The sequence below is a fragment of the Nocardioides sp. NPDC023903 genome (assembly GCF_040639295.1).
Taxonomy (GTDB): domain Bacteria; phylum Actinomycetota; class Actinomycetes; order Propionibacteriales; family Nocardioidaceae; genus Nocardioides.
Genome location: NZ_JBEZZS010000042.1, coordinates 22,487 through 45,419 on the forward strand (window position 1 = coordinate 22,487; position 22,933 = coordinate 45,419).

At 69.7% G+C, this 22,933-nt stretch carries 25 protein-coding genes; 14 read left to right on the forward strand and 11 right to left on the reverse strand.

The genetic code is table 11. From position 1 onward, the window contains the following. Positions 1–80: 80 nt before the first annotated feature. Together AB0F44_RS26900 and AB0F44_RS26905 are read left to right on the forward strand one after the other, a co-directional pair. On the forward strand, positions 81–1,061 hold the full coding sequence (locus tag AB0F44_RS26900) for a helix-turn-helix transcriptional regulator (protein WP_357359950.1): 981 nt from the start codon (positions 81–83) through the stop codon (positions 1,059–1,061). A 171-nt stretch (positions 1,062–1,232) separates the two neighbouring features. Further along, positions 1,233–2,516 (forward strand): adenylosuccinate synthase, encoded by a 1,284-nt coding sequence (locus AB0F44_RS26905; protein WP_350661202.1) that lies wholly within the window; start codon positions 1,233–1,235, stop codon positions 2,514–2,516. A gap of 43 nt (positions 2,517–2,559) precedes the next feature. On the opposite strand, the gene AB0F44_RS26910 is transcribed toward AB0F44_RS26905, so the two are convergent. Genes AB0F44_RS26910 through AB0F44_RS26920 form a run of 3 tightly spaced genes read right to left on the reverse strand, consistent with a single transcriptional unit; the run spans position 2,560 to position 5,401 of the window. Next, entirely contained in the window at positions 2,560–2,838 is a 279-nt protein-coding gene (locus AB0F44_RS26910) for a hypothetical protein (protein WP_357359952.1), read from the reverse strand. A gap of 36 nt (positions 2,839–2,874) precedes the next feature. Next, on the reverse strand, positions 2,875–4,161 hold the full coding sequence (gene purD / locus AB0F44_RS26915; protein ID WP_357359954.1) for a phosphoribosylamine--glycine ligase: 1,287 nt from the start codon (positions 4,159–4,161) through the stop codon (positions 2,875–2,877). Between the two features lie 25 nt (positions 4,162–4,186). Beyond that, positions 4,187–5,401: a DUF4032 domain-containing protein gene (locus AB0F44_RS26920; protein WP_357359956.1), complete on the reverse strand. Its 1,215-nt coding sequence runs from the start codon at positions 5,399–5,401 to the stop codon at positions 4,187–4,189. Between the two features lie 39 nt (positions 5,402–5,440). On the opposite strand from AB0F44_RS26920, the gene purB reads away from it, so the two are divergent. The 3 genes from purB to AB0F44_RS26935 are packed head-to-tail and all read left to right on the forward strand — an operon-like array spanning position 5,441 to position 8,220. Beyond that, complete coding sequence (purB, locus tag AB0F44_RS26925) at positions 5,441–6,871, forward strand: adenylosuccinate lyase (RefSeq protein WP_357359993.1); 1,431 nt, start codon at positions 5,441–5,443, stop codon at positions 6,869–6,871. Positions 6,872–6,891: 20 nt separating this feature from the next. Further along, on the forward strand, positions 6,892–7,281 hold the full coding sequence (locus tag AB0F44_RS26930; RefSeq protein WP_357359995.1) for an NUDIX domain-containing protein: 390 nt from the start codon (positions 6,892–6,894) through the stop codon (positions 7,279–7,281). A gap of 39 nt (positions 7,282–7,320) precedes the next feature. Next, positions 7,321–8,220, forward strand: a complete 900-nt coding sequence (locus tag AB0F44_RS26935) for an oxygenase MpaB family protein (RefSeq protein WP_357359958.1) — start codon at positions 7,321–7,323, stop codon at positions 8,218–8,220. Here AB0F44_RS26935 and AB0F44_RS26940 read toward each other — a convergent pair. Continuing rightward, complete coding sequence (locus tag AB0F44_RS26940) at positions 8,207–8,524, reverse strand: antibiotic biosynthesis monooxygenase (protein ID WP_160026672.1); 318 nt, start codon at positions 8,522–8,524, stop codon at positions 8,207–8,209. The two genes, AB0F44_RS26935 and AB0F44_RS26940, sit on opposite strands and share 14 nt — an antisense overlap. A 58-nt stretch (positions 8,525–8,582) precedes the next feature. Here AB0F44_RS26940 and AB0F44_RS26945 point away from each other — a divergent pair, with 58 nt between their 5' ends. Beyond that, positions 8,583–9,161: an antibiotic biosynthesis monooxygenase gene (locus AB0F44_RS26945; RefSeq protein WP_357359960.1), complete on the forward strand. Its 579-nt coding sequence runs from the start codon at positions 8,583–8,585 to the stop codon at positions 9,159–9,161. Here AB0F44_RS26945 and AB0F44_RS26950 read toward each other — a convergent pair. Beyond that, positions 9,158–9,490 carry a transcriptional regulator gene (locus AB0F44_RS26950; protein ID WP_357359961.1) on the reverse strand — a complete coding sequence of 111 codons (333 nt, stop codon included), beginning with the start codon at positions 9,488–9,490 and terminating at the stop codon, positions 9,158–9,160. The two genes, AB0F44_RS26945 and AB0F44_RS26950, sit on opposite strands and share 4 nt — an antisense overlap. A gap of 85 nt (positions 9,491–9,575) precedes the next feature. Here AB0F44_RS26950 and AB0F44_RS26955 point away from each other — a divergent pair, with 85 nt between their 5' ends. After that, positions 9,576–10,787 carry an MFS transporter gene (locus AB0F44_RS26955; protein ID WP_357359963.1) on the forward strand — a complete coding sequence of 404 codons (1,212 nt, stop codon included), beginning with the start codon at positions 9,576–9,578 and terminating at the stop codon, positions 10,785–10,787. A gap of 11 nt (positions 10,788–10,798) precedes the next feature. Here AB0F44_RS26955 and AB0F44_RS26960 read toward each other — a convergent pair whose 3' ends face one another. Together AB0F44_RS26960 and AB0F44_RS26965 are read right to left on the reverse strand one after the other, a co-directional pair. Next, positions 10,799–11,398 carry a nucleoside deaminase gene (locus tag AB0F44_RS26960; RefSeq protein ID WP_357359964.1) on the reverse strand — a complete coding sequence of 200 codons (600 nt, stop codon included), beginning with the start codon at positions 11,396–11,398 and terminating at the stop codon, positions 10,799–10,801. Beyond that, positions 11,398–11,994 carry a hypothetical protein gene (locus AB0F44_RS26965; protein ID WP_357359966.1) on the reverse strand — a complete coding sequence of 199 codons (597 nt, stop codon included), beginning with the start codon at positions 11,992–11,994 and terminating at the stop codon, positions 11,398–11,400. Before AB0F44_RS26965 ends, AB0F44_RS26960 begins: the two co-directional genes overlap by 1 nt. Positions 11,995–12,072: 78 nt before the next feature. Between AB0F44_RS26965 and AB0F44_RS26970 the strand changes: the two genes are divergently transcribed. Further along, complete coding sequence (locus AB0F44_RS26970; RefSeq protein WP_357359968.1) at positions 12,073–12,969, forward strand: hypothetical protein; 897 nt, start codon at positions 12,073–12,075, stop codon at positions 12,967–12,969. Here the strand turns inward: AB0F44_RS26970 and AB0F44_RS26975 are convergent. After that, a complete protein-coding gene (locus tag AB0F44_RS26975) occupies positions 12,953–13,939 on the reverse strand; it encodes a sulfotransferase (RefSeq protein ID WP_357359970.1) in 987 nt (328 codons plus the stop codon). The genes AB0F44_RS26970 and AB0F44_RS26975 overlap by 17 nt on opposite strands. 83 nt (positions 13,940–14,022) lie before the next feature. Here AB0F44_RS26975 and AB0F44_RS26980 point away from each other — a divergent pair, with 83 nt between their 5' ends. The 3 genes from AB0F44_RS26980 (at position 14,023) to AB0F44_RS26990 (ending at position 17,688) form a co-directional block, all read left to right on the forward strand. Further along, a complete protein-coding gene (locus tag AB0F44_RS26980) occupies positions 14,023–14,931 on the forward strand; it encodes a phosphoribosylaminoimidazolesuccinocarboxamide synthase (protein ID WP_357359972.1) in 909 nt (302 codons plus the stop codon). A gap of 117 nt (positions 14,932–15,048) precedes the next feature. Further along, entirely contained in the window at positions 15,049–16,611 is a 1,563-nt protein-coding gene (locus AB0F44_RS26985; protein ID WP_357359974.1) for a long-chain fatty acid--CoA ligase, read from the forward strand. Positions 16,612–16,713: 102 nt separating this feature from the next. After that, the gene (locus AB0F44_RS26990; RefSeq protein ID WP_357359976.1) at positions 16,714–17,688 is read left to right on the forward strand and encodes a hypothetical protein; all 975 of its coding nucleotides are present in this window, start codon (positions 16,714–16,716) and stop codon (positions 17,686–17,688) included. A gap of 40 nt (positions 17,689–17,728) precedes the next feature. On the opposite strand, the gene AB0F44_RS26995 is transcribed toward AB0F44_RS26990, so the two are convergent. Next, the gene (locus tag AB0F44_RS26995) at positions 17,729–18,667 is read right to left on the reverse strand and encodes an NADP-dependent oxidoreductase (protein WP_357359978.1); all 939 of its coding nucleotides are present in this window, start codon (positions 18,665–18,667) and stop codon (positions 17,729–17,731) included. A gap of 105 nt (positions 18,668–18,772) precedes the next feature. Between AB0F44_RS26995 and AB0F44_RS27000 the strand changes: the two genes are divergently transcribed. Next, positions 18,773–19,327, forward strand: coding sequence for a hypothetical protein (locus AB0F44_RS27000; RefSeq protein WP_357359980.1), 555 nt, complete (start codon positions 18,773–18,775; stop codon positions 19,325–19,327). On the opposite strand, the gene AB0F44_RS27005 is transcribed toward AB0F44_RS27000, so the two are convergent. Continuing rightward, entirely contained in the window at positions 19,307–20,548 is a 1,242-nt protein-coding gene (locus tag AB0F44_RS27005; RefSeq protein WP_357359982.1) for an MFS transporter, read from the reverse strand. The genes AB0F44_RS27000 and AB0F44_RS27005 overlap by 21 nt on opposite strands. Positions 20,549–20,628: 80 nt before the next feature. Between AB0F44_RS27005 and purS the strand changes: the two genes are divergently transcribed. Then, entirely contained in the window at positions 20,629–20,892 is a 264-nt protein-coding gene (purS, locus tag AB0F44_RS27010) for a phosphoribosylformylglycinamidine synthase subunit PurS (protein ID WP_357359984.1), read from the forward strand. Then, the gene (gene purQ, locus AB0F44_RS27015) at positions 20,889–21,557 is read left to right on the forward strand and encodes a phosphoribosylformylglycinamidine synthase subunit PurQ (RefSeq protein ID WP_357359986.1); all 669 of its coding nucleotides are present in this window, start codon (positions 20,889–20,891) and stop codon (positions 21,555–21,557) included. The genes purS and purQ overlap by 4 nt, the downstream gene beginning before the upstream one ends. An 11-nt stretch (positions 21,558–21,568) precedes the next feature. On the opposite strand, the gene AB0F44_RS27020 is transcribed toward purQ, so the two are convergent. Further along, on the reverse strand, positions 21,569–22,744 hold the full coding sequence (locus AB0F44_RS27020) for a glycoside hydrolase domain-containing protein (protein ID WP_357359988.1): 1,176 nt from the start codon (positions 22,742–22,744) through the stop codon (positions 21,569–21,571). Positions 22,745–22,933: the final 189 nt, after the last annotated feature.

The following is a 22,933-nucleotide window of genomic DNA, read 5'->3' on the forward strand; positions in this document are numbered from 1 at the left end:
GAACTCCGCAAGGGAAGCGAGAGCTCGTCTGCACACCTTGATCAAGGCCCACCTCCGTACCTGGCATTAGAGTTCCAGGTATGGAGAACGGCCGGTCGCAGACGTTGATGACCGCGCTCGGGTTCGACCCGGGCGCGGCACAGCTCTACAGTCGCCTCCTCCCGCTCAACGGGTGGCCGTTGGTGGTCGTGGCGGCGACGCTGTCCTCCTCCGAGGAGGAGCTGCTGGAGGAGGCCGCGCCGCTGGTCGAGAGCGGTGTCGTCTCCATCGGCGAGACCTTGACGGTGCTCAGCCCGACGGCGGTGGTCGCCCACATGCTGGAGCGGGCGGCGACCAGGGCCCAGGACGCCCACGACCACCTGCTCAAGATCTCCCAGTCGGTCCCGTACGTCGCAGGCACCGCCGCACGGCTCCCGGCCCCGATCGGCGAGGAGCACCCGATCGAGGGCGAGGTGATCGCGACCGAGTTCACGCCGGAGACCTTCGAGCGGCTGGTCTCGGCCACCTCGGGCGACATGATGTGGCTGCGTCCGGCGGTGACCGTGCATCCCTCGGAGATGCGGTTCATCTCGGTCATCGAGTCCACGATCAAGTCGGGTCGCCGGTGCCGTGGCATCTACCCGGTGGCGGCTCTGAAGCACTCACCCGACGTGCTGCGGATGCGGGTCGAGATCGGTGAGGAGGTCCGGATCCTGCCGCGCGTGGGCACCCATCTGATGGTGGTCGGCAGCACGCACGCGATGTTCCCGGACCCGCTCGGCCCGGTGGAGCAGCCGATCATCAACGTACGCCAGCGGGGCATCGTCGAGGTGGTGACCAGCTACTTCGAGGAGCTGTGGCGCCGCGCCCTCCCGGCGGCCGAGCTCGAGGACCTGCCGAACGCCGAGCGCCGCCTGCTGCTCGCCGAGCTGGCCAGCGGAGCCCAGGACGAGCAGATCGCCCGGAGGCTGGGAGTCTCGCTGCGTACGGTCCGACGTCGGGTCGCCGAGCTGCTCGAGGAGCTCGGTGCGACCTCACGGTTCGAGGCGGGTGTCGAGGCCGCGCGGCGAGCCTGGCTGTGACGTACGCGTGTGAATTTGCTAGCGTGTGGTCGCAAGAGCCCTGGTCTTGCCAGGGTTTTTTGCGTTCTAGATGGGTCCAGCGTAGGTGGATCCAGAACACACTAGATATTGGTGCGTTGAGCAGCCGCCGCACGGCGGAGGGACTCCGTCCGGAGCGAAGGAGCGACACACATGCCCGCGATCACGATCATCGGTGCCCAATGGGGCGACGAAGGCAAGGGCAAGGCGACCGACCTGCTCGGTGAGCACGTCGACTACGTCGTCAAGTTCAACGGCGGCAACAACGCGGGTCACACCGTCGTCATCGGCAAGGAGAAGTACGCCCTCCACCTGCTGCCCAGCGGCATCCTGACCGCCGGCGTGACGCCGGTGATCGGCAACGGCGTGGTCGTCGACCTCGCGGTCCTCTTCGAGGAGCTGACCGGTCTGGAGGCGCGCGGCGTCGACATCTCCAAGCTGAAGCTGTCCGCCAGCGCCCACGTCATCGCCGACTACAACCGCCAGCTCGACAAGGTCACCGAGCGCTTCCTGGGCTCGCGCAAGATCGGCACCACCGGCCGCGGGATCGGCCCGACCTACGCCGACAAGGTCAACCGCATCGGCATCCGTGTCCAGGACCTCTTCGACGAGTCGATCCTGCGCGGCAAGGTCGAGGGCGCCCTGGAGCTGAAGAACCAGCTGCTCTCGAAGGTCTACAACCGCCGCGGCTTCACAGTCGACGCCGTCGTCGAGGACCTGCTGTCCTACGCGGACCGGATCGCGCCGATGGTCTGCGACACCGGCCTGCTGCTCAACCAGGCGCTCGACCGGGGCGAGACCGTGCTGCTCGAGGGCGGCCAGGCGACCCTGCTCGACGTCGACCACGGCACCTACCCGTTCGTGACCTCCTCCAACGCCACCTCGGGTGGCGCCTGCACCGGCTCCGGGATCCCGCCGACCCGGATCGACCGGGTCGTCGCGATCGTGAAGGCCTACACCACCCGCGTGGGGGAGGGGCCGTTCCCGACCGAGCTCTTCGACGTGTCCGGTGACTACCTGCGCGACAACGGCCACGAGTTCGGCACCACCACCGGACGTCCGCGTCGCTGTGGTTGGTACGACGCGGTCATCGCCCGCTACGCCGCCCGCGTCAACGGCGTCACCGACTTCGTCCTCACCAAGCTCGACGTGCTCGACGGACTCGAGGAGATCCCGGTGTGCGTGGCGTACGACGTCGACGGTGTCCGCCACGACGAGATGCCCGTCAACCAGTCCGACTTCCACCACGCCAAGCCGATCTTCGAGATGCTGCCGGGCTGGAAGGAAGACATCTCGGGCGCGCGGTCGTTCGCTGACCTGCCGGCCAACGCTCAGGCCTACGTGAAGTACGTCGAGGAGATCTCCGGCGCCCCCATGTCGGTCATCGGCGTCGGCCCGGCCCGCGACGAGACCGTCATCATCAACTCGCTGACCTGAGGTGGTGAGGCTGAGAGTGGCCGATCGGCCACTCTCAGCCAGCTCATGAACGGCGGATGGTGACGCGTCCGGCCTTCAGGTCGACCCCGTACGGCGGGTCATCGCCGTCGGGCGAGGGGACCACGTGACCGATGTTGTCCTGCTCCTTCAGGTCGCGCGCGGCGCGCGCGTTGCCCGGGTCGAAGACGTCGATGAAGTTGCCGAGACCGTCGCCGATCCCGCCGGAGACGCCACGGCGCGATGAGCGCAGGGCCTTGTTGCAGGCCGCGATGATCAGGCCGAGCACGACAACGACGGCGACGCCGAACACGACCCAGGTCATGTTCGGCAGAGTACGCCGATGCTCAAACCATTCGGGTCAAAGCAGCGAGGCGCCCTCGACGACTCCGAGCGGCTCGGCCGCGATGTCGGAGCGCCGCTGGAGTCCGTCGAAGCTGACGAGGTCGGCGGCTGCGTACGCCCGCGAGCGCGCGTCGTCGATGTCGTAGCCCTTGGCGCGGACCGCCAGGACGCGGCCTCCCGCGGTGACCAGGTGGCGGTGGTCGGGTTCCTCGGGGGTGGATGCGTCCACGATCGCCGTGCCTGCGTGGATCACGTCCACGTCGTTGATCGAGTTGGCGTTGCCGGCGCCGGTGATGACGTCGCCCTTGGAGGACGACTCCGGGTACCCGGCCGAAGCCAGCACGACCGTCACCGAGGCACCGTCGGAGAAGGTCGGCGCCTCGACCGTGTCCAGCGCGCCCGTGGCCGCCGCGAGGAGCAGGTCGCCGAGGGAGGACTCCAGCAGTGCGAGAACCGGCTGGATGTCGGGATCACCGAACCGGCAGTTGAACTCGATCACCTTGGGGCCCTTGGCAGTCAGCGAGAGCCCGACGTAGAGACACCCGACGAACGGGGCGCCGCGCTTCTCCATCTCGACCAGGGTCGGCTGGACGACGGTCGCCAGCACGACATCGGCCAGGTCCGGCTGCGCCCACGGCAGCGGCGAGTAGGCACCCATCCCGCCGGTGTTGCCGCCCTTGCCGCCGTCGAAGATCCGCTTGAAGTCCTGTGCCGGCTGCAGCGCGTAGGCCCGCGTCCCGTCGCAGATCGCGAACAGCGAGACCTCGGGGCCGTCGAGGAACTCCTCGATGACGACCCGCTCGCATGCGGCCGCGTGGGCCAGCGCCTCCTCGCGGTCACGCGTCACGACGACGCCCTTGCCCGCGGCCAGAGCGTCGTCCTTGACCACGTACGGCGCACCGAACTCGTCCACGGCCGCGGCCGCCTCCTCGGGCGTGGTCGCCACCCGCGAACCCGCGGTCGGCACGCCGGCCACCGACATCACGTCCTTGGAGAACGCCTTTGACCCCTCGAGCTGCGCGGCAGCCTTCGATGGTCCGAAGACCGCGATCCCCGCCTCGCGAACGGCGTCGGCGACCCCGGCCACCAGCGGTGCCTCGGGCCCGACGATGACCAGGTCGACGCCCAGCTCGCCCGCCAGGGAGGCGATCGCGGGACCGGACATGATGTCCACGTCCCGGAGCGTGGCGAACTCCGCGATCCCCGGGTTCCCGGGCGCGGCGTACACCTCGTTCCCTTCCTGGGAGAGCTTCAGAGCGAGCGCGTGCTCACGACCACCGGTGCCGACGACGAGGATCTTCACGTGGCCACCTTATGACGAGCTCGGATCACTCCTCGCCGGGCGGGGTGACGGCCTCGTCGGGCCGGTGCTGGATGACGTCCTCGTAGTAGGACTCGGCGGCGTTGATGAGCTTGACCCACTCACCGGCGAACTGGGAGAGCACCCAGCGGTGCTCGAGGATCTCGTGGAACATCTGCGCCGGGGTCAGCTTGGCGGCCGCGCCGGGCGGGCGCATCGCGACGATGGGCTCGTAGATCTCGCGCAGCCAGCGGCTCGCGGCGACCTCGATCGGCAGGTCACCGAGCTCGCGGGTGGCGCGGTAGGCGGAGATGTCGTTGAGGATCCGCCGTGCCTGGGCGTCCTGGACGTCCAGCCCGGTCAGCGTACGCAGCTCGCGGCGGTGGTGGCCGAGCTCGACCACCCGCGGGCGGAGGGCGACGGTGTCGCCGTCCTCGCTGGTGGTGATGTCGAGCTCCTCGACGTCGAAGCCGAGGTCGTGGAGGCGCTCGATGCGCTGCTCGATGTGCCACATCTCCTCGGCGGAGAAGACCTGCTCCTCGGTGAGCTCGCGCCACAGGGCCTCGTAGCGGCTCTGCAGCCGCTCGACGATCGCGTCGATCGGGAAGGCCTCCGGCAGGGACTCGCTCGCCTGCAGGTCGAGTAGCTCGCCGTAGATGTTCTGGTAGGCGACGTCGAGGTCGTACTCCCGCAGCCGGTCGGAGAGCTCCGGCTTCAGCTCCCCGGTCTCGGCATCGACCAGGTAGGCCGCGAACCCGGCCGCGTCGCGCACGAACAGGACGTTCGACAAGGACACGTCGCCCCAGTAGAAGCCGGCCAGATGGAGGCGTACGAGCAGGACGACGAGAGCGTCGATCAGGCTGGGGAGCCGGTCGGCGGCCAGGCCCCGCTCGAACAGCGCGCGGTAGGGGAGCGAGTAGGTGAGGTGCTCGGTCATCAGCGCGGCGCCGAGCTCGTTGCCGTCGCGGTCCGTGCGACCGGTGACGACGCTCTTCGCGACCACGGTCGGCAGGCCGAGGCGCTGCAGCTCGCGCAGCATGTTGTATTCGCGCCGGGCGATGTCGGCCTGGGTCTCCTTGACGGCGTAGATGTTATTGCGCACCCGCACGATGCGTACGACATGGCGACTCAGCCCGCGGGTCAGCGGCACCACGACATCATCCGGCCACTCCTCCAAGGGGAAGGACCAGGGCAGGGTGTAGATCGCCGGATCGGGCCGGCTGGCGAGGATCCGCAGGGCCATACCGCCACGTTAGTGGGGGTGGGCATGGAGCATGGGAGAATATCCGCCGTGACTGTGGTGCCCAACGTTCTCGCCAACCGCTATGCCGCGGCCGACCTCGCCGGGATCTGGAGTCCCGAGCACAAGATCGTCCTGGAGCGTCAGCTCTGGATCGCGGTGCTCAAGGCTCAGAAGGATCTCGGCATCGACGTCCCCGACGGGGTCGTGGAGGCGTACGAGAAGGTCATCGAGGACGTCGACCTCGACTCGATCGCCGCCCGTGAGCGGGTGACCCGCCACGATGTGAAGGCGCGGATCGAGGAGTTCGCCGCGCTGGCCGGCCACGAGCACATCCACAAGGGCATGACCTCGCGGGACCTCACCGAGAACGTCGAGCAGCTCCAGGTGCTCTCGTCGCTGAAGGTGATCCGCGACCGTGCCGTCGCGACGCTGGCCCGCCTGGCGCGGCTCGCGGCCGAGCACGAGACCACCGTCATGGCCGGCCGTTCGCACAATGTCGCCGCCCAGGCGACGACGCTCGGCAAGCGGTTCGCGACCGTCGCAGACGAGATGCTGGTCGGGCTCCAGCGCGTCGAGGAGCTCATCGCCCGCTACCCGCTGCGCGGCATCAAGGGTCCGATGGGCACCGCGCAGGACATGCTCGACCTGCTCGATGGTGACGCCGACAAGCTGGCCGCGCTCGAGGAGCGGGTCGCGGCCCACCTCGGCTTCGAGAACGTCTTCACCAGCGTCGGCCAGGTCTACCCGCGCTCCCTCGACTTCGACGCCGTCTCGGCGCTGGTCCAGCTGGTCTCCGGCCCCTCCAACCTCTCGACCACGATCCGGCTGATGGCCGGCAACGAGCTGGTCACCGAGGGCTTCAAGGAGGGCCAGGTCGGCTCCTCGGCGATGCCGCACAAGATGAACTCGCGCTCCACCGAGCGGGTCAACGGCCTCTCGGTCGTGCTGCGTGGCTACCTCTCGATGCTCTCCGAGCTCGCCGGTGACCAGTGGAACGAGGGCGACGTCTCCGACTCCGTCGTGCGCCGCGTCGCGCTCCCGGACGCGTTCTTCGCCGCCGACGGCCTCTTCCAGACCTTCCTGACCGTGCTCGACGAGTTCGGCGCCTTCCCGGCCGTGATCCAGCGCGAGCTCGACCGCTACCTGCCGTTCCTGGCGACCACCAAGGTCCTGATGGCCGCCGTCCGCAACGGCGTCGGCCGCGAGGAGGCCCACGAGGCGATCAAGGAGGCCGCCGTCGGCACCGCGCTCTCGATGCGCAAGGGCCAGGCCGAGAACGACGTCTTCGCCAAGCTGGGCGCCGACTCCCGTCTCGGCCTGACCGAGGACCAGATCCAATCGCTGGTCGCCGAGCCGATCGAGTTCACCGGTGCCGCCGTCGCGCAGGTCCAGGAGGTCGTACGCCGCGTGGAGGCCGTCACCGCCCGCCACCCGGAGGCCGCCGCCTACGTGCCGGGAGAGATCCTCTGAGTCCGAACGTCGGGCCGGTCATCACCGTCGCGGCCGTCGTCTTCCGCGACGCTGACGGGCAGATGCTGACCGTCCGCAAGAACGGCACCGCGAAGTTCATGCTCCCCGGCGGAAAGCTGGAGCCGGGGGAGTCGGCCGCGGAAGCGGCCGTCCGCGAGGTGGCGGAGGAGCTCGGCGTACGGCTTCGGGTCGAAGACCTGGCGCTGCTCGGTGAGTTCGAGGCCGACGCCGCCAACGAGCCGGGTCACCTGGTGCGCTCGACGGTCTTCACCTGGGCCGGTGAGGTCACCCCGGACGCCGCTGCCGAGATCGCGGAGCTGCGCTGGGCGAGCCTGGCCGAGATCACCGACGGAGCCGACTTCGCCCCGCTGACCAGGGAATACGTCGTCCCCGCCCTCGAGCCCGCCTGAACCGTCGCGGCAGCCGCGGCGCGGTGGCAGACTGGCGGTATGTCCGGGTACTTCGCCGCAGACTCGATGGTCGTACGCGCCATGCGTCAGCGGGTCGTCGGGCTGAGCTGGGGTCAGCGGGCCCTGGTGATCGGCGGCCTGCACCCACGGCTCTTCGTCGGCACCGCGCAGCACACGGTGCACCGGGCGACGCCCTACACGCGGCTCGCGCTGACCGCCCGGCTGATGGAGACGGTCTTCCTCGGCACCAAGGAGGAGGCCGACCGGGCGCTCGCCTTCACGGCGAAGCGGCACGTTCCCGTCGAGGGGACGATGGAGGTCTCCGGCGGTCCCGCGCATCCCGAGGGCTCGCCGTACTCCGCCGCCGACCCCGGGCTGATGTGGTGGACGGCGGCGTTCGCGCTCGACTCGGTCGAGTTCATGTACGACGCCCTGGTCCGACCCCTCCGCCCGGACGAGCGCGAGGAACTCTTCGACGACTTCGTGACCTGGGCCGGTCTCTTCGGCATGCCAGCCTCGGCCGCGCCGGCGTCCTACCCCGACTTCCGCCGCTGCTTCGACGCCTGGCTCACCTCGGACGAGCCGTATCTCGTGGACGAGGCCCGCCTGGTCGGCCGCCACATCGCTGGCACGACCGGCTACCACCTCCCCGGCGGGCCGCCGACCTCCGAGACCCTCCGGACCGTTGTCCAGGGCAGTCTCCCGGCGCTCGTCCGCGAGCACTACGGCATCCCGTGGTCGGCCGCCGCCGAGAGGAGATGGCGGGCCGTACGCACCGCCAGCCGCCTCGCCCACGGCCGCCTCTCGCTCCTCGGACCCACGCCGTTGCTGCGCGGGCGGAGCGAGCACTTCTACAAGTTCGTCCAGCAGGGTGAGCAGTCGCTGGTGCGCCGAGGAGGCGTCAGCATCCCCGGCGTCTCTGACGTCAGGCCGGCTTGACGTCCAGCACGACCTCGAACTCGAGCAGGTCGGCGCCGGTGGCGACCGGCTTGCGCGGCGCCTCGCCCGGCGGGGTCGCGTGCGCGGCTCGGGCATCCCCGTCGCGCCAGGCCGCGAAGGACTCCTCGGAGTCCCAGTGGGTGACGACGAAGTAGCGGTCGTCGCCGGCAACCGGCCGCAGCAGTTGGAAGCCGAGGAACCCCGGCGACTTCTCGACGGCCCCGGCCCGCGCCGCGAACCGCTTCTCGAGCTCCGCGCCCGCCTCGGCCGGAACCTGGATTGCATTGATCTTCACCACAGACATGCCGCAAACCTATGCGAGGGCTGGGGAGGCGGCGTACGTGCCTGCGACGATGGACGGCATGTCCGAGCCGGTAACCGTGACCATCGCCCGTCGAGTCTCCGTGGAGCGCCGCGACGAGATGGTCGCCTGGATGCAGGCGGGGATCCGGCTGGCCAGCGAGTTCCCGGGGTTCCTCGGAGCGGGCTGGGTGCGGCCGGCGCCGGACTCCGACCAGTGGCACCTGCTCTACCGCTTCGACTCTCACGAGACCCTGGGCAGCTGGGACAACAGCCGCCAGCGCGGCTGGTGGCTGGGCGCGGGCGAGCCGTTCGTGGAGGAGACTCGGATCGAGCGGCGTACCGGCATCGAGGGCTGGTTCGACCCGCCGAGCACCTACGACGTCGAGCAGGTCTCCGGGGTTGCGACCGCCCCGCCGCGGTGGAAGCAGACGATCACGATCTTCCTGATGTTCTACCCGGTCAGCCTGCTCGCCAACTGGCTGCTCGGGCCGCTCGTCGTGGACTGGGCGCTGCCGCTGAAGGTGCTGGGCGTGATGGTCGTGACCCTGCCGTTCATGACGTACTTCGGGCTGCCGTGGATCACCCGCAACATGGAGTGGTTCCTGCACGGCCGACCGGCACCCTGGCGCCGAGGCTAAGACTTCGGGCTGGCGTCCTCCGCGGAGAGCACCGCGTCGAGGAGCCCGGGGAACCGCGCGTCGAGATCCTCGCGGCGCAGCGAGAGGCGCCGGGCGCGGCCATTGGCCTCATTGCGGACCACGCCCGCCGTCCGCAGCACCTTCATCAGGTGCGACTTCGTCGACTTCGGCACGTCCGGATTGCTCAGGTGGCACTCCGCCATGTCGAGAGGCCCGTCGACCAGCTGACGAGCGATCGCGAGGCGCTCGGGGTCACTGAGCGCGAAGAGCACGGTCGTCAGTGAGAGCTCCGACCGATCAGGATGCGGAAGGTCTGGGGAAGAACTCATGGTTCGATAATAGTTGCACAGTCAGCGGAAGGCACGTACTCTCCATAAAAGGTTCGAAATAATTCGAACGATGGATGGAGTGGTGATGTCGGTAGAAACGGTGAGCGCGACGACGACGACGGACGCCGTCGCCGGGCGGCGACTCGGCGCGGGCGTGGCCCTAGTGGCGGTCGTGCTGATGATGGCCGGGGCCAGTGCGCCCTCGCCCTTCTATCCCGATCTCCAGGTGGGCCTCGGGCTCGAGCCCTGGGTGATGACGGCTGTCTTCGCCGTATACGCGGTCGCGCTGCTGGCCACGCTGCTCGTCTTCGGCTCGGTCTCCGATCACGTCGGCCGGCGCCCGGTGGTGACCGTCGGATTCCTCCTGCTGGCCGCAAGCTTCGCGCTCTTCCAGGGCGCCGACACCGCCGCCATCCTCTTCGGGGCGCGGATCCTGCAGGGGGTCGCGAGCGGTCTGCTGCTCTCGACCCTGTCGGCCGCCATCGCAGACTTCGAGCGGCCCTCGCGGCCGGGCTCCGCGGCGGTCGTCAACGCCGTTGCTCCGATGGTCGGACTGGCGATCGGCGCCATCGTCGCCGGCGTGGTCCTGCAGGTGGCGGCGGACGCGCAGCTCATCGTCTTCGACGCCCTCGTCGTGCTCTCCCTCCTGCTCGCAGCCGGCGTGTGGCTGGTCCCGGAGACCGCGCCCCGTCACGAGGGACTGCTCGCCTCGCTGCGTCCGCGGATCGCCGTGCCGCCGGCCATCCGGGGTCTGCTCGCCCGCAGCGCCCCGGCGATCTTCGCGGGCTGGGCGACCGGTGGGCTGTTCCTCTCCCTCGGCGCCGCGATCGTACGCACCGAGCTGGGCGCCACCAGCCACGTCCTCCAGGGGCTGGCGATCGGTGCCCTCGCCGGATCCGGTGCGGTGGCTGCGTACGTCTTCCGGAACCGCTCGGCCCGGGCGACGACGCTCTACGGCACGGCCGCGCTGGCCGGCGGCACGGTGCTGAGCCTGCTCGCCCTCCCGACCGGCTCGGCGGCGGCGTACCTCGTCGCGGTGGTCGTCGTCGGCTCCGGCTTCGGGACCGCCTTCTTCGGCATCCTGCGCTCGATCATGCCGCTCCTCCCGGCCCACGAGCGGGCGGAGGTCTTCGCGGTGATCTTCATCGTGTCCTATCTGGCCTTCGGCATCCCGGCCGTCATCGCCGGGCTGCTGACGCCGCAGATCGGCCTCACGACCACGACGTACGTCTACGGCGCCGCCGTCGCGGTGCTCTCCGCCATGGCCGGCCTGCTGCGCTGGCGCAGCGGCGACTGAACAGGCCCTGGTCAGGGGTGGGCGATCGCGCCGCCACCCTTCCTCTCCTGGTACGTCGCCGAGAGCTCGTCGTAGGTTCGGGTGATCCGGGCGAGCTGCTCGGGGTCGGCGAGCGGGGCGAGCCCGGTGCTCACGAAGTAGGCGTTGGCGCGGTTGTAGAGGTCGCGCCCCGGGGCGACCTCGTCGCGGTCGGGGTCCGGGACGGCGTAGACGCCCTTCAGGATCGCCAGGTCGTAGGGGATCGCGAAGGAGTCGGCCGAGTCCTGGTGGCTGAAGAGATAGGCGAACTCGGGGAACCCTGACCAGGCGATCCCTGACAGGCACAGCGAGCACGGCTCGTGGGTCGCCAGCAGCAGGCAATCGGCGGGCGCCGGCCGGTCCTCGGTCGGCAGCTCGAAGAAGCGCTTGATGGCATGGATCTCCCCGTGCCACAGCGGGTTCTCGGTCTCGTTGTTGGTCTCGGCGACCACCGTCGACAGGTCCGCGCGGCGCACGATCGCGGCGCCGAAGATCTTGTTGCCCGCGGCCACGCCGGCACGGGTCAGCGGGACGATCTCCTGCTCGATCACGTCCAGCAGACGGCGTACGTCTGCCTCGTCGGTCAGATCCATCAGACCAGCGCCTCGCCGCCGTGGGTGGCGAGCTTGCGGGCGACCTCGGCGAGGTCGGCGCGCCAGATCTCCTCGGGGCCGGGCGGGAGGATGTCGTCCCAGTCGGGCGAGAAGCTGCCGCGTACGGAGAGCAGGTCCTTCGGGCGGGCCAGGAACCACATGTGCAGGTGCTCGGCACCGTCGCCGATCCGCATCGCGTGGCAGCGGGCGATGTTGGGCAGGCTCTCCACGATCCTGGCGAGCCGCACGGTGAGGATCCCGAACTCGGCCGCCTGATGCTCGTCGAGGTCGGGCAGGTCGTAGTGCTCGAGCGGCTCGAGGATCAGCACCAGCGGCAGCCCGGACTGCTCCAGGTGCTTCACCCGCCAGCTCTCGTCCTGCCAGATCACGCCCGGCAGGTCGGTGCCGCACAGGTTGCAGTCCACCCCGCCCTCGCCGCTGCGGGGCTCCTCGGGAGCCGGGGGAGCGAGCGGCTTGGGGGCGATCTCGCCGTCGCGTACGACCCACGGGAAGACGTCCCACTCGGTCACGCTCGGTGCGGGCAGGTCACCGCCGGCCTGGACGCGGGCATAGATCTGATCAGCTGTCTCGGCCATGGCTCGAAACCATGCCACAACGCGCGTCGCCGCGCGGCGGATATTTAGTCGAGTGAGTGACTTGACTAAGATGCCTCCATGACCACCGGTTTGCTTCCGTCCCTCCCGTCCTACGACGGTGCCGAGCTCGTGATCCCGGCGCCCGGCGAGGGCCCGGGCAACTGGGCCGGCGCCTCGAGCGCGGTCCTGGTCGACGGGGTCTTCTGGCTGACCTGGCGCAACCGGCGGCCGCTCTCGGACGGGCGCGGGGTGACGGTCAGCGTCGCCCGGTCGACCGACGGGGTGCGGTTCGAGACGGTGACCGAGGTCCATCGCGACCAGTTCGGCTGCGAGTCGCTGGAGCGGCCGGTGCTGGTGCCACTGCCCGAGGGCGGCTGGCGGCTCTACCTCTCCTGCGCCACCTGGGACTCCAAGCACTGGTGGGTCGACAGCCTCACCGCCGACACCGTCGAGGGGCTCCCGGACGGCCACCGCCAGGTCGTCCACCCCGGCAGTGACGCCGTCGCGGTCAAGGACCCGGTGATCGCGATCGACCCGGTGACCCAGACCTGGCAGATGTGGCTGTGCTGCCACCCGCTCACCGAGCCGGGCCACGAGGACCGGATGACGACCCGCTACCTCACCTCCACCGACGGCCTGGAGTGGCACGACGACGGTGAGGTCCTCGCCGGACGGCCGGGCCGCTGGGACGCCCGCGGGGCCCGGGTCACCACGGTCGTCTCCCACGACCCGCTCGTCGTCCTCTACGACGGCCGCGCCGACGCCGAGTCCAACTGGTACGAGACCACCGGCGTCGCCCGCTGGGACGGCACCCGTCTGGTCGCCGACCCTGACGCGGCACCGGTCACCAGCCCTCACTCCGACGGCGCCTTCCGCTACGCCAGCGCGGTGCCGCTGCCCGACGGCCGGATCCGCTACTACGTGGAGGCCGCCCGTGAGGACGGCGCCCACGACCTGGTCACGCTGGTTCGCTGAGGTTCTCCGCGAGTCTCGCGCGCTCCTGGAACGATCCCCGGCTCGAGGTGGAGAGCCAGTCGGAGAAGTCCTGGCCGCTCACCTTGGTGAGCAGCTCGATGTCCTCGGCGAAGGCGGGCAGGAGCTGCTCGCGCTGCTCCGGGGTCAGCCGCGGCCGGTGGTGGTCGCCCGGTCCCGCGAGCTGGCGCAGCAACGGCGGATAGCTCTTGCGCCAGACCTCCGGCGGCACGAACTGGGCGAGCCAGGCACCGCCCCTGACCACAGGCCCGACCACCTTCGGGCGCCAGCCGGGTTCGACGTACGTCCTGCTGTTGTCTTTCGGGATGTGGCCGACATGGCCCTGCTCGATGCCGAGGAAGCGGCAGGCGCGATCGACCGTCATGGCGGGCTCGTCGACGATGTCGCGGTAGCGCACCACCAGCACGCGGTCCTCGCCGACCAATCCGTAGAGGTGGTCGAGCTGCTGGCCGTAGAGCCCGAGCTCGCGGTAGCGCCAGAACGGCGCCCAGCCGTCGTGGGCGCGCCGGTCCTGGAGCCGGAACGCCGTGGGGAAGTCAGCGACGGGCTCCAGGCCGTCGCACCACAGGTGCATCCAGTTGGAGTAGGCGCGGTCGATCGGGTCGCGCACGAGGGCGATCAGCTTCACGTCCGGCAGCTCCTGGGCGATCCGCCGCTGGGCGCTGGTGGAGTAGAGGTAGAACGGCGTGCTCTCGCCCCTGATCGCGTGCTCGGGGGCGGCGGCGAAGAGCCGGTCGTAGTCCGTACGCCGCCAGACCCACTCCTGCTGGGAGTGCTTGTCGCCGGGGCCGCGCCAGTGCGGCGGCGGAGCGTCGTCGCAGAGCCAGTACTTCGGCTCCTTCGGTGTCGTGGCGAACACCTGCGGGTGCCTCGCCAGTGCCGAGTGCAGTGCCGTGGTCCCGGCCTTCGGTGCCCCGATGATCAAGAAGTCTGGCTGTGGTCGTCGCTCCATGGGCGGCCCTTCCGCTTAAATCGCTCGAAACAGTCTACTTAAGCGAGAAACGGTTCGGGGGCACTATCTCTTAGGCTGATCCCGTGGCTGAACTCAACATCCCGCCGGCGCCGGCGATCCCGGGCGCGAAGCACCTCCACTCCGGCAAGGTGCGCGACCTCTACGAGCTGGAGGAAGGTCCGTACGCCGGCCAGCTCCTGATGGTCGCCAGCGACCGCATCTCGGCTTTCGACCACGTCTTCGACACGGTCATCCCGGACAAGGGCGAGATCCTCACCCGGCTGTCGCTGTGGTGGTTCGAGCAGTTCGAGGACCTGGTGCCGACCCATGTGCTCTCGACCGACGTCCCGGAGTCGGTGGCCGGTCGGGCGGTGGTCGCGCAGAAGCTCCACATGCTGCCCGTCGAGTGTGTCGCGCGCGGCTACTTGACCGGCTCGGGCCTGCGTGAGTACGACGCCACCGGCGAGGTCTGCGGCATCCGGCTCCCGGCCGGCCTGGTCGACGGCTCCCGGCTCACCCCGCCGATCTTCACCCCGGCCACGAAGGCAGAGCTCGGCGACCACGACGAGAACGTCAACTACGAATACATCTCCAAGCTGATCGGCGAGGACGACGCCGCCGCGGTCCGCCGGCTCACCCTGGCGGTCTACCAGCGCGCCGACGAGATCGCCCGCGGCTGCGGCCTCATCCTGGCCGACACGAAGTTCGAGTTCGGCGTACGCCAGGACGACCTGGGCATCCGCACCATCGTTCTCGCCGACGAGGTGCTCACCCCGGATTCCTCCCGCTACTGGGACGCGAGCCAGTGGCACCCCGGCGCCGCGATCCCCAGCTTCGACAAGGACGTGATCCGGCGCTGGCTGCTCTCGCCCGACTCCGGCTGGGACCGCGCCGCCGGTGGTCCGCCACCGGAGCTGCCCGAGGAGATCGTCGCGCGCACGCGGGCGAAGTACGTCGAGGCGTACGAGAAGCTCACCGGCCACCGCTTCTGATCGAACTCCGGGCAAAGTTTCAGGGACACGTGTCGCAGTAAAAACCGAGACCGTGTTCCGCGGGAAGCTACGCACGGGTAGGTTGTGACGCGTAACACGCACACCACTGGAGGCCATGTGTCCACGTACAACCTCGCTTCGCTGCTCGAAGACTCCGCGGCGAACTATCCCGAGCGCACAGCGATCGTGCTGGGAGACATCCGTCTGAACTACGCCCAGATCAACGGTGCCGCCAACCAGGTCGCGAACCTGCTGGCGAGCAAGGGCATCGGTGCGGGCGACCGGGTCGCCCTGATGAGCCCGAACCTGCCCTACTTCACGATGGTCTACTTCGGCATCCTCAAGGCCGGCGCCACCGTCGTGCCGCTCAACGTGCTGCTCAAGGGGCGCGAGGTGGCCTACCACCTCAAGGACTCCGACGCGAAGGCGCTCTTCGCCTTCGAGGGCACGCCGGAGCTCGCCATCGGCGCCGAGGCGCACGCCGGTGCGCAGGAGGCCGGGGTCGAGAACCTCTTCCTGATCACCGCCGACCCGACCGCCGTGTCGCCGATCGAGGGCGTGACCACGCTCGGCCAGGGCATCGGGACCCAGCCGCCGACCTTCGACACCGTGGCCACCGACGAGGACGACACCGCGGTCATCCTCTACACCTCCGGCACCACCGGGCAGCCCAAGGGCGCCGAGCTGCGTCACCGCAACATGCGCGACAACGCGCTGGCCGGCGCGGACCTCTTCGGTGCCTCGGCCGAGCGGCCCGACACCTACCTCGCCGTGCTGCCCCTCTTCCACGCCTTCGGCCAGACCGTGGTGCAGAACGGCGCGATCGCCTTCGGTGGCACCGTCGTGCTGCTGCCGCGCTTCGACGCCGCGGCCGCGCTGGCGACGATGCTCAAGGAGAGCGTCACGTTCTTCGCCGGTGTGCCGACGATGTACTGGGGCCTGCTCGGTGCCCTCGCCGAGGACACCGACGTGGACACCCTCGCCAAGAACCTGCGTGTCGCCGCCGCCGGTGGCTCGGCCCTCCCGGTCGAGATCCACAAGGAGTTCGAGAAGCGCTTCGGGGTCACCATCCTCGAGGGCTACGGCCTCTCCGAGACCTCCCCGGTGGCGTCGTTCTCGCTCTACGGCCAGCCGGTGCGTCCGGGCTCGATCGGCGTCCCGATCCCCGGTGTCGAGATGCGCCTGATCGACCCGGCGTCGTGGGACGACATCGAGTGGACCCCCGACGCGATCGGCGAGATCGCGATCAAGGGCCACAACATCTTCAAGGGCTACTACAACCGCCCCGAGGCCACCTCCGAGGTGCTCACCTCGGAGGGCTGGTTCCGGTCGGGCGACCTCGCCAAGCGCGACGAGGACGGCTGGTACTACATCGTCGACCGCGCCAAGGAGCTCATCATCCGCGGCGGCTTCAACGTCTACCCGCGCGAGATCGAAGAGGTCCTGCTCACCCACCCGGCCGTCTCCCTGGCCGCCGTGATCGGCGTCCCGCACGACTCCCACGGTGAGGAGATCAAGGCGGTCCTCGTGCTCAAGCCCGGCGCCTCCGCGACCTCCGAGGAGATCGTCGCCTGGAGCAAGGAGCAGATGGCGGCCTACAAGTACCCGCGCATCGTCGAGATCGTCGACGCCCTCCCCATGACCGCCACCGGCAAGATCCTCAAGCGCGAGCTCAAGTAGGACATTCCGTACGCCGACAGCAGCCGTAGCTCGAAGATCGCAGTCACCCGGTGGCTGCGATCTTCGAGTTTACGAGGGCCTGATCTGGGGTAGAACGGTTTCGTGGAGCACTCGGGGGACGCGAAGCAGCCGTTCGACCATGACGGCATGGTGCGACTGCGTGACGAGATCCAGGGCGGTGTCATCTCGCGGCGACAGCTGCGTGACCTGCATGCGCAGGACCACGACATCCGGCGCCTCGTACGAAACCGTGAGCTCACCGCGATCCATCCGGGGGTCTACGTCGGTCATACCGGCATTCCTACCTGGGGTCAGCGTGCGTGGGCGGCGGTGCTGGCGTGCTGGCCGGCGGCACTGAGCGGGAGGTCGGCGCTGCCGAAGGCGCAGGAGCGTGCGCCGATCGAGGTGATGATCCCGATGAGCCGAACGATCAGCGCGCCGGCCGGCGTGATCGTTCGCCGTCGCGCACGATTCGACGGATACGTCGACTGGTCCGCCTACCCGCCCCGGCAGCTCCTCGCGGAAGCAGCCATCGACGCGGCCGCGGAGGCGGGTGGTGTCAACCAGGCGTTCGCACTGCTCGCCGACCTCGTCCAGGCCAAGGCCGTGCGGGCCGCCGCACTGGTCGAAGCGTTGCGCCGTCGCCCTCGGATGCGCGACCGGCGCCTCCTCGGTGAACTGCTCGAGGATCTCAACGACGGCGCGTGCTCGGTGCTCGAACGCGAGTACCTCCGCCGCGTCGAGCGCGCCCATGGCCTGCCCGCAGGCGAGCGACAGGTCGCCGACTCGATCGCGGGGGCCACCGTCGAGCGGGACGTCATCTATGCGGCGTACGGCCTGGTAGTGGAGCTCGACGGCCGCGCATTCCATGGCAGCGCTGCCGCCCGGGATGCCGACCATGCTCGCGACCTGGACGCCACCGTCGCCCGCAACCTTCGGACCGTTCGGCTGACCTATGGCCAGGTGCTCGGCGACCCGTGCCGGACGGCTGCTCGCATCGGCGAGCTGCTCAGGCGTGGTGGCTGGTCAGGCGAGGTGGCGCCCTGCTCGGCGTGCCCGGCGGACTCTGCTCCATGAGCTCGAAGATCGCAGTCACTCGGTGACTGCGATCTTCGAGTCAGGCCGGGATGAGGAGGATTCTCCCGCGCACTCCGCCGCGCTCGAGGTCGCGGTGCGCGTCAGCCGCGCCCTCGAGTGGGCGTCGGCCCGCCACGACCGGTTGCAGGTGGCCTGCGTCCACCTGCCGGGTGAGGCGTCTCAGATCGTCGGTTGACGGGTTGTTGCTGAATGCCACGATCCGTCTGGACCCGTACCTCCCGCCGAGGATCGTCGCGAGCGTCCGTAGTGGTTTGCTCGCATCGAGGGCCAAAGCCACGAGAGTGCCGCCGGCCCGCAACCGGCGCCGCAACGTCGGAAGCTCGGTCCCGACGAGGTCGATGATCCTGTCGAACCGAGGCAGGTCCCGAATTCTCGTCGTCCGGTAGTCCACCGTTTCGTCCGCGCCCAAGGTGCGGAGCCAGTCGGCATCGCGCGCGTTCGCAAGAGTTGTGACGTGGGCGCCCCGCGCGCTGGCAAGCTGCAGGACGACGTTGCCGACACCTCCCGCGGCCCCGCGGACCAGGAGTGCCGCACCTGGCTGCACGCCCTCGAGCGCGCGAAGGGCGGTCGTGCCCGCCGCCGGCAGTGCTGCGGCATCGACGAGGTCGATGCTCGACGGCGCTCGCGTCAACCGCTCGACCGGCACGATCAGCTGCTCGGCGGCCGCCCCGAAGGTGCCGTGGGGCATGACTCCCCAGACGTGTTCACCGACCGTGACGTGGTCCACGCCGGCACCGATCTGCGCGACCGTACCGGAGAAGTCGACCCCGGTCCCCGAAGGAAGCGGTCGGCGCATGACGAGGCGATAACGCCCGGCGCGGATGGCCGGTTCTCCGCCAGCGACCCCTGCCGCTGCTACGTGGACAAGGACCTGTCCCGGGGCCGGGTCGATGATGGGGACATCGTCGACGACGAGCACGTCAGGCCCGCCGTAGCTATGAAATCGGACGGTACGCATGGTGTTGCCTTTCGAGGCGATAGGCACCGGGAAGGATCCCGCTGCGGGAGTGGTTGCATCCGGAGAACGGGAGATCCTTCGGCGGCGACTCCCGATAGGAGCGAAGTGAGCCAGTCCGGGCGCGAGCCAGGTCAGATCAGGCGCGTCGACGCGCGCCGCAACCGGGCCATCGTCATCGAGGAGGCCCGCCGACTCGCGCTGCTGGGCGAGCGAGTGACCATCCCTCGTGTCGCCACAGGGGTCGGGCTCGGTGCGGCGACGGTGAAACGTCACCTAGGCGACCGGCGGCAGATGGAACAGGCCGTGGCCGACCGCAGCGCCGCGTTGCTGTGGACGGAGATCGTCAAGGCCGAACGGATCCAGGATCCGCTGGATCGATTGGGGACCATCCTGCGGATCCTCGCCAATGCCCAGGCCGATGCCCGTTGCGTCTCCACCGGCGAGCAGGTCGAGGTGGCCACACGATGGCGTGCCCGCGTGATCGCCGTTGCCGAGAAGGCCTTCCTGCAGGCTTCGGGTGCCGGTCTTCTGCGGCCCGACGCCCGCCCGACCGAGCTGACGACTCACTACGAGATCGTGCAGGCTCTGGTCGCCGGGGGAGGATCGCGGCTGCTCGCACAGCAAGCGGTGACTCAGCTGTTACGGGCGCTCAAGCGTTAGTTCGCCGGTCCGGAAGGCGAGCATCGGTCGGGAGGTCGCGCCGACGGCGGCCAGGGCGAGCAGGCAGGTGATGCCGCCGCTGACCAGGGCGAACGAGCCTGAGGTGAGCTGGGCGACGGCGCCGCCGCGAAGGTTGCCGACCTCCGGCCCACCGGCGCCGACGATCATCTCGATCGCGGCGGTCCGGCCGCGCAGGTCGTCGGGCACGGCGAGCTGGATCAGGGTGCCGCGGGTGACCACGCTGACCGAGTCGGCCGCCCCGGCGACGGCGAGCAGGGCGAGGCACAGCCAGGGTGAGGTGACCAGCCCGACGGCGCCGAGGCTGGCGCCCCATACGGCAGCGGCGCCGATCGTGATCACGCCGGGCCGGCTGCGTCTGGTGAACGAACCGGAGAAGAGAGAGGCCGCTACGCCGCCGACGGCGATCGCGGTCAGGAACAGCCCGAGGGTGCGTGGGTCGCCGCCGAACCGGGTCTCGTTGACCAGCGGAAACAGGCTGACCGGCATGGCCAGGACGGTGGCCGCCAGGTCGACGAGGAGCACGCCGCGTACGACCGGCTGGGTGGCCGCGAAGCGCAGGCCCTCGAGCACTCCGCCGCCGCTCGTCCGGGTCGCAGGCGCGAGAGCCGGGAGGCCGACGACCCCGAGGAATCCGGCGGCGAAGGAGGCCGCATCGACGGCGTACGCGATCTCGAGACCGGCGTAGCCGATGATCAGCCCGCCCAGCGCCGGGCCGAGGAGCATCGATCCCTGGAAGCTGAGCCGGTTGAGGGCGAGCCCGGCGGCGACCTGGTCGGTGGTGAGCAGGCGAGGGATCACGCCCATGCCGGCAGGGGCGGCGACCGCGCCGGCGGCGGCCATGAGCGCTACCAGCATGAGGACGAGTCCGAGCGAGGACGGCGAGGTGCCCAGCCAGAGTGCCTGCGCCATCAGCAGCAGCGCCAGCACGAGCTGGGTGAGGTTGGTGATCAGCAGGATCGAGCGCCGGTCCGCGCGGTCCGCCACGGCGCCGCCCCAGAGCCCGATCGTGAGCATCGGGACGAGCTGCGCGAGCGCGACGCTGCCGGACCAGAACGGGCTGTGGGTCGCCTCCCAGACCTGGTACATCACCGCGACCACCGAGATCTGTCCACCGAGCCCCGACACCGCCCGCCCGATGAAGAAGCGCCGGAAAGCGGGAGACGTACGCAGCGGGGTGATGTCGATCAGCAGATGGCGCACGAGGAGCGATCGTAAAGACTGGCTCGGGCAGGGTGCCAACGGTTTAGGTGAGCGGCGTATGGCCCACCTAGACTGCAGCCATGCCTCGCGTTGTCGTCGACGTCATGCCCAAGCCCGAGATTCTCGACCCGCAGGGGAAAGCCGTACTCGGCGCCCTGCCGCGGCTCGGGTTCACCGGGGTCACCGAGGTCCGTCAGGGCAAGCGGTTCGAGCTGGAGATCCCCGAGGTCACCGACGACGCGCTCGCCCAGATCGAGAAGCTGGCCGAGACCTTCCTGGCCAACACGGTGATCGAGAACTACGTCGTGCGCGTGGAAGAGCCAGCCCAGGAGAAGGCCCTGTGAAGATCGGCGTCATCACCTTCCCGGGCACGCTCGACGACGTCGACGCGCAGCGCGCCGTCCGTGTCGGCGGCAACGAGGCCGTCGCGCTGTGGCACGGCGACCACGACCTGCAGGGCGTCGACGCGGTGATCCTGCCGGGCGGCTTCTCCTACGGCGACTACCTGCGCTGCGGTGCCATCTCCCGCTTCGCGCCGATCATGACCGAGGTCATCGAGGGCGCCCAGAAGGGCCTGCCGGTGCTCGGCATCTGCAACGGCTTCCAGATGCTCGTCGAGTCCCACCTGCTGCCCGGCGGCCTGCTGCGCAACGACCACCTCAAGTTCATCTGCCGCGACCAGAAACTGCGCATCGAGAACACCTCGACCGCCTGGACCTCCGCGTTCACCCAGAACCAGGAGATCGTGGTCCCGCTGAAGAACGGCGAGGGGCAGTATGTCGCCGACGCCGACACCATCAAGCGGCTCGAGGGCGAGGGCCGCGTCGTCGCGCGCTACCTCGACGTGAACCCCAACGGATCGGTCAACGACATCGCCGGCATCACCAACGAGGCCGGCAACGTCGTCGGCCTGATGCCCCATCCCGAGCACGCCGTGGAGACGCTTACCGGCTCCGGCACGGACGGACTCGGCTTCTTCACCTCACTGGCTGAGAAGGCCTTCGCCTGACCTCTCGCCTCTCAGCGCGCGTGGGCGAGGTCGTACCAGGTGATGGCCGTCGCCATGCCGTTGGTCGTACGCCCGAGCCGCCGCTGATAGGCGACCAGGCCGACGTGGGTTGTCCAGTCGAGCACCCCGGTGACCTTGACCCGCTCCTCGGTGCGGGTGGTGGAGTTGAGGGCGCGCTGGAGGTCGCGGACCTGGTCGCCGGCGGAGCCGCGCTTCAGGATCGGGTGCCGGTTGGCGGCCCACAGGGTCTTCCAGGCGCCCCTGGTCCACAGGTCGCGCACCGCCAACCCGTGCGTGCGCTGCCAGTCGTGGACCGCGGCCCGTAGCCCGGAGCCGTACGTCCCGCTCATCACGCCGTCGAAGGTGCCGCGGGTGCTGAGCATGCACTTGAGCGCCTTCACGTACGCCGCCGGTGGTGTGTAGGTCGTCGTCGCCGGCTTGAGGTCGGGGTAGTAGTCGAAGTCGACGCGTACGCCACCGCACCGGATCACCGCCGGGGCGTAGGAGCCGCGGCCGACGTCGAGATAGTCGGAGTCGATGTTGATCGTGACGCCACCGTGGGTCTCGTCGTGGCCGCCGCGATACTGCTTGACGCGATCGTGGTCGCTCCACACCGTGTCCGGGATGTACGTCGTCGAGGTGTTCGCGCGGCCGTCCCAGTCGGCGATCCACAGATCGGCGGGGTAGGTGAACCCGCTCGGCTGGGCTCGCCAGACGTCGTAGATCGCCTTGATCCCCGACGCCGCGCTGGAGTACATCGCCGAGCGGTAGCCGAGCACCTTGATCCGGTAGCTCCACGCGGAGATGAACCACATCGCCGACTCGCGGCAGGCTCGGTTGGCGAGATCGAAGGCCTCGAGGTCGTAGAACATCGTGCTGCCGGCCGCGATCCCGTAGCCCTTGGCCGCGGTGACCGCCGTGTTGGCCTCGTTGATCGCCTGGCGCCTCGCCGCCGCATAACCGTCGGCCGGGTCGGGATTGATCCGCGGGTCGTCGCCATAGCGCGGGTAGCGCGGGTTGCACGACGCCTGCGGGCCGAGCGTGATCGGCAGCAGCCGCCAGCCACGCGCCTGCTGGTTGCGCACCCAGGTTGCCGAGAGGTGCGTCTGGGTGCGGCAGGCACGTGACCTGCCGGAGATGTAGATGCCGACGCCGGTGAAGTTCGAGGCCTTCCACCACTGGTCCATCGCGGTCTGTGACGGTGCCTGGCACTGGTCGAAGCCGAAGCCGGTGAAATTGCCCGGGGTGACCGGGTTGGCAGCCGTCGCGGGGCTGGCCGAAGATTCCTTGAGAAGCGCCGGTGATGACGGCGACCTTTCGTGTGCTCATGGCGATGGAACATAGACGGTCGGTCAACTATTCCACTAGGCGATCGG

Excerpts from the sequence above, each read along its gene's own strand:
- AB0F44_RS26995 (WP_357359978.1), bottom strand. The coding sequence starts at position 18,667 with ATGCGTACCGTCCGATTTCATAGCTACGGCGGGCCTGACGTGCTCGTC.
- AB0F44_RS26910 (WP_357359952.1), bottom strand. The coding sequence starts at position 2,838 with ATGACCTGGGTCGTGTTCGGCGTCGCCGTCGTTGTCGTGCTCGGCCTG.
- AB0F44_RS26905 (WP_350661202.1), top strand. The coding sequence starts at position 1,233 with ATGCCCGCGATCACGATCATCGGTGCCCAATGGGGCGACGAAGGCAAG.
- AB0F44_RS26900 (WP_357359950.1), top strand. The coding sequence starts at position 81 with ATGGAGAACGGCCGGTCGCAGACGTTGATGACCGCGCTCGGGTTCGAC.
- AB0F44_RS26950 (WP_357359961.1), bottom strand. The coding sequence starts at position 9,490 with ATGAGTTCTTCCCCAGACCTTCCGCATCCTGATCGGTCGGAGCTCTCA.
- AB0F44_RS26975 (WP_357359970.1), bottom strand. The coding sequence starts at position 13,939 with ATGGAGCGACGACCACAGCCAGACTTCTTGATCATCGGGGCACCGAAG.
- AB0F44_RS26935 (WP_357359958.1), top strand. The coding sequence starts at position 7,321 with ATGTCCGGGTACTTCGCCGCAGACTCGATGGTCGTACGCGCCATGCGT.
- AB0F44_RS26960 (WP_357359964.1), bottom strand. The coding sequence starts at position 11,398 with ATGGATCTGACCGACGAGGCAGACGTACGCCGTCTGCTGGACGTGATC.
- AB0F44_RS26965 (WP_357359966.1), bottom strand. The coding sequence starts at position 11,994 with ATGGCCGAGACAGCTGATCAGATCTATGCCCGCGTCCAGGCCGGCGGT.
- AB0F44_RS26920 (WP_357359956.1), bottom strand. The coding sequence starts at position 5,401 with ATGGCCCTGCGGATCCTCGCCAGCCGGCCCGATCCGGCGATCTACACC.
- AB0F44_RS26940 (WP_160026672.1), bottom strand. The coding sequence starts at position 8,524 with ATGTCTGTGGTGAAGATCAATGCAATCCAGGTTCCGGCCGAGGCGGGC.
- AB0F44_RS27020 (WP_357359988.1), bottom strand. The coding sequence starts at position 22,744 with ATGGACCAGTGGTGGAAGGCCTCGAACTTCACCGGCGTCGGCATCTAC.
- AB0F44_RS26955 (WP_357359963.1), top strand. The coding sequence starts at position 9,576 with ATGTCGGTAGAAACGGTGAGCGCGACGACGACGACGGACGCCGTCGCC.
- purS (WP_357359984.1), top strand. The coding sequence starts at position 20,629 with ATGCCTCGCGTTGTCGTCGACGTCATGCCCAAGCCCGAGATTCTCGAC.
- AB0F44_RS26970 (WP_357359968.1), top strand. The coding sequence starts at position 12,073 with ATGACCACCGGTTTGCTTCCGTCCCTCCCGTCCTACGACGGTGCCGAG.
- AB0F44_RS26945 (WP_357359960.1), top strand. The coding sequence starts at position 8,583 with ATGTCCGAGCCGGTAACCGTGACCATCGCCCGTCGAGTCTCCGTGGAG.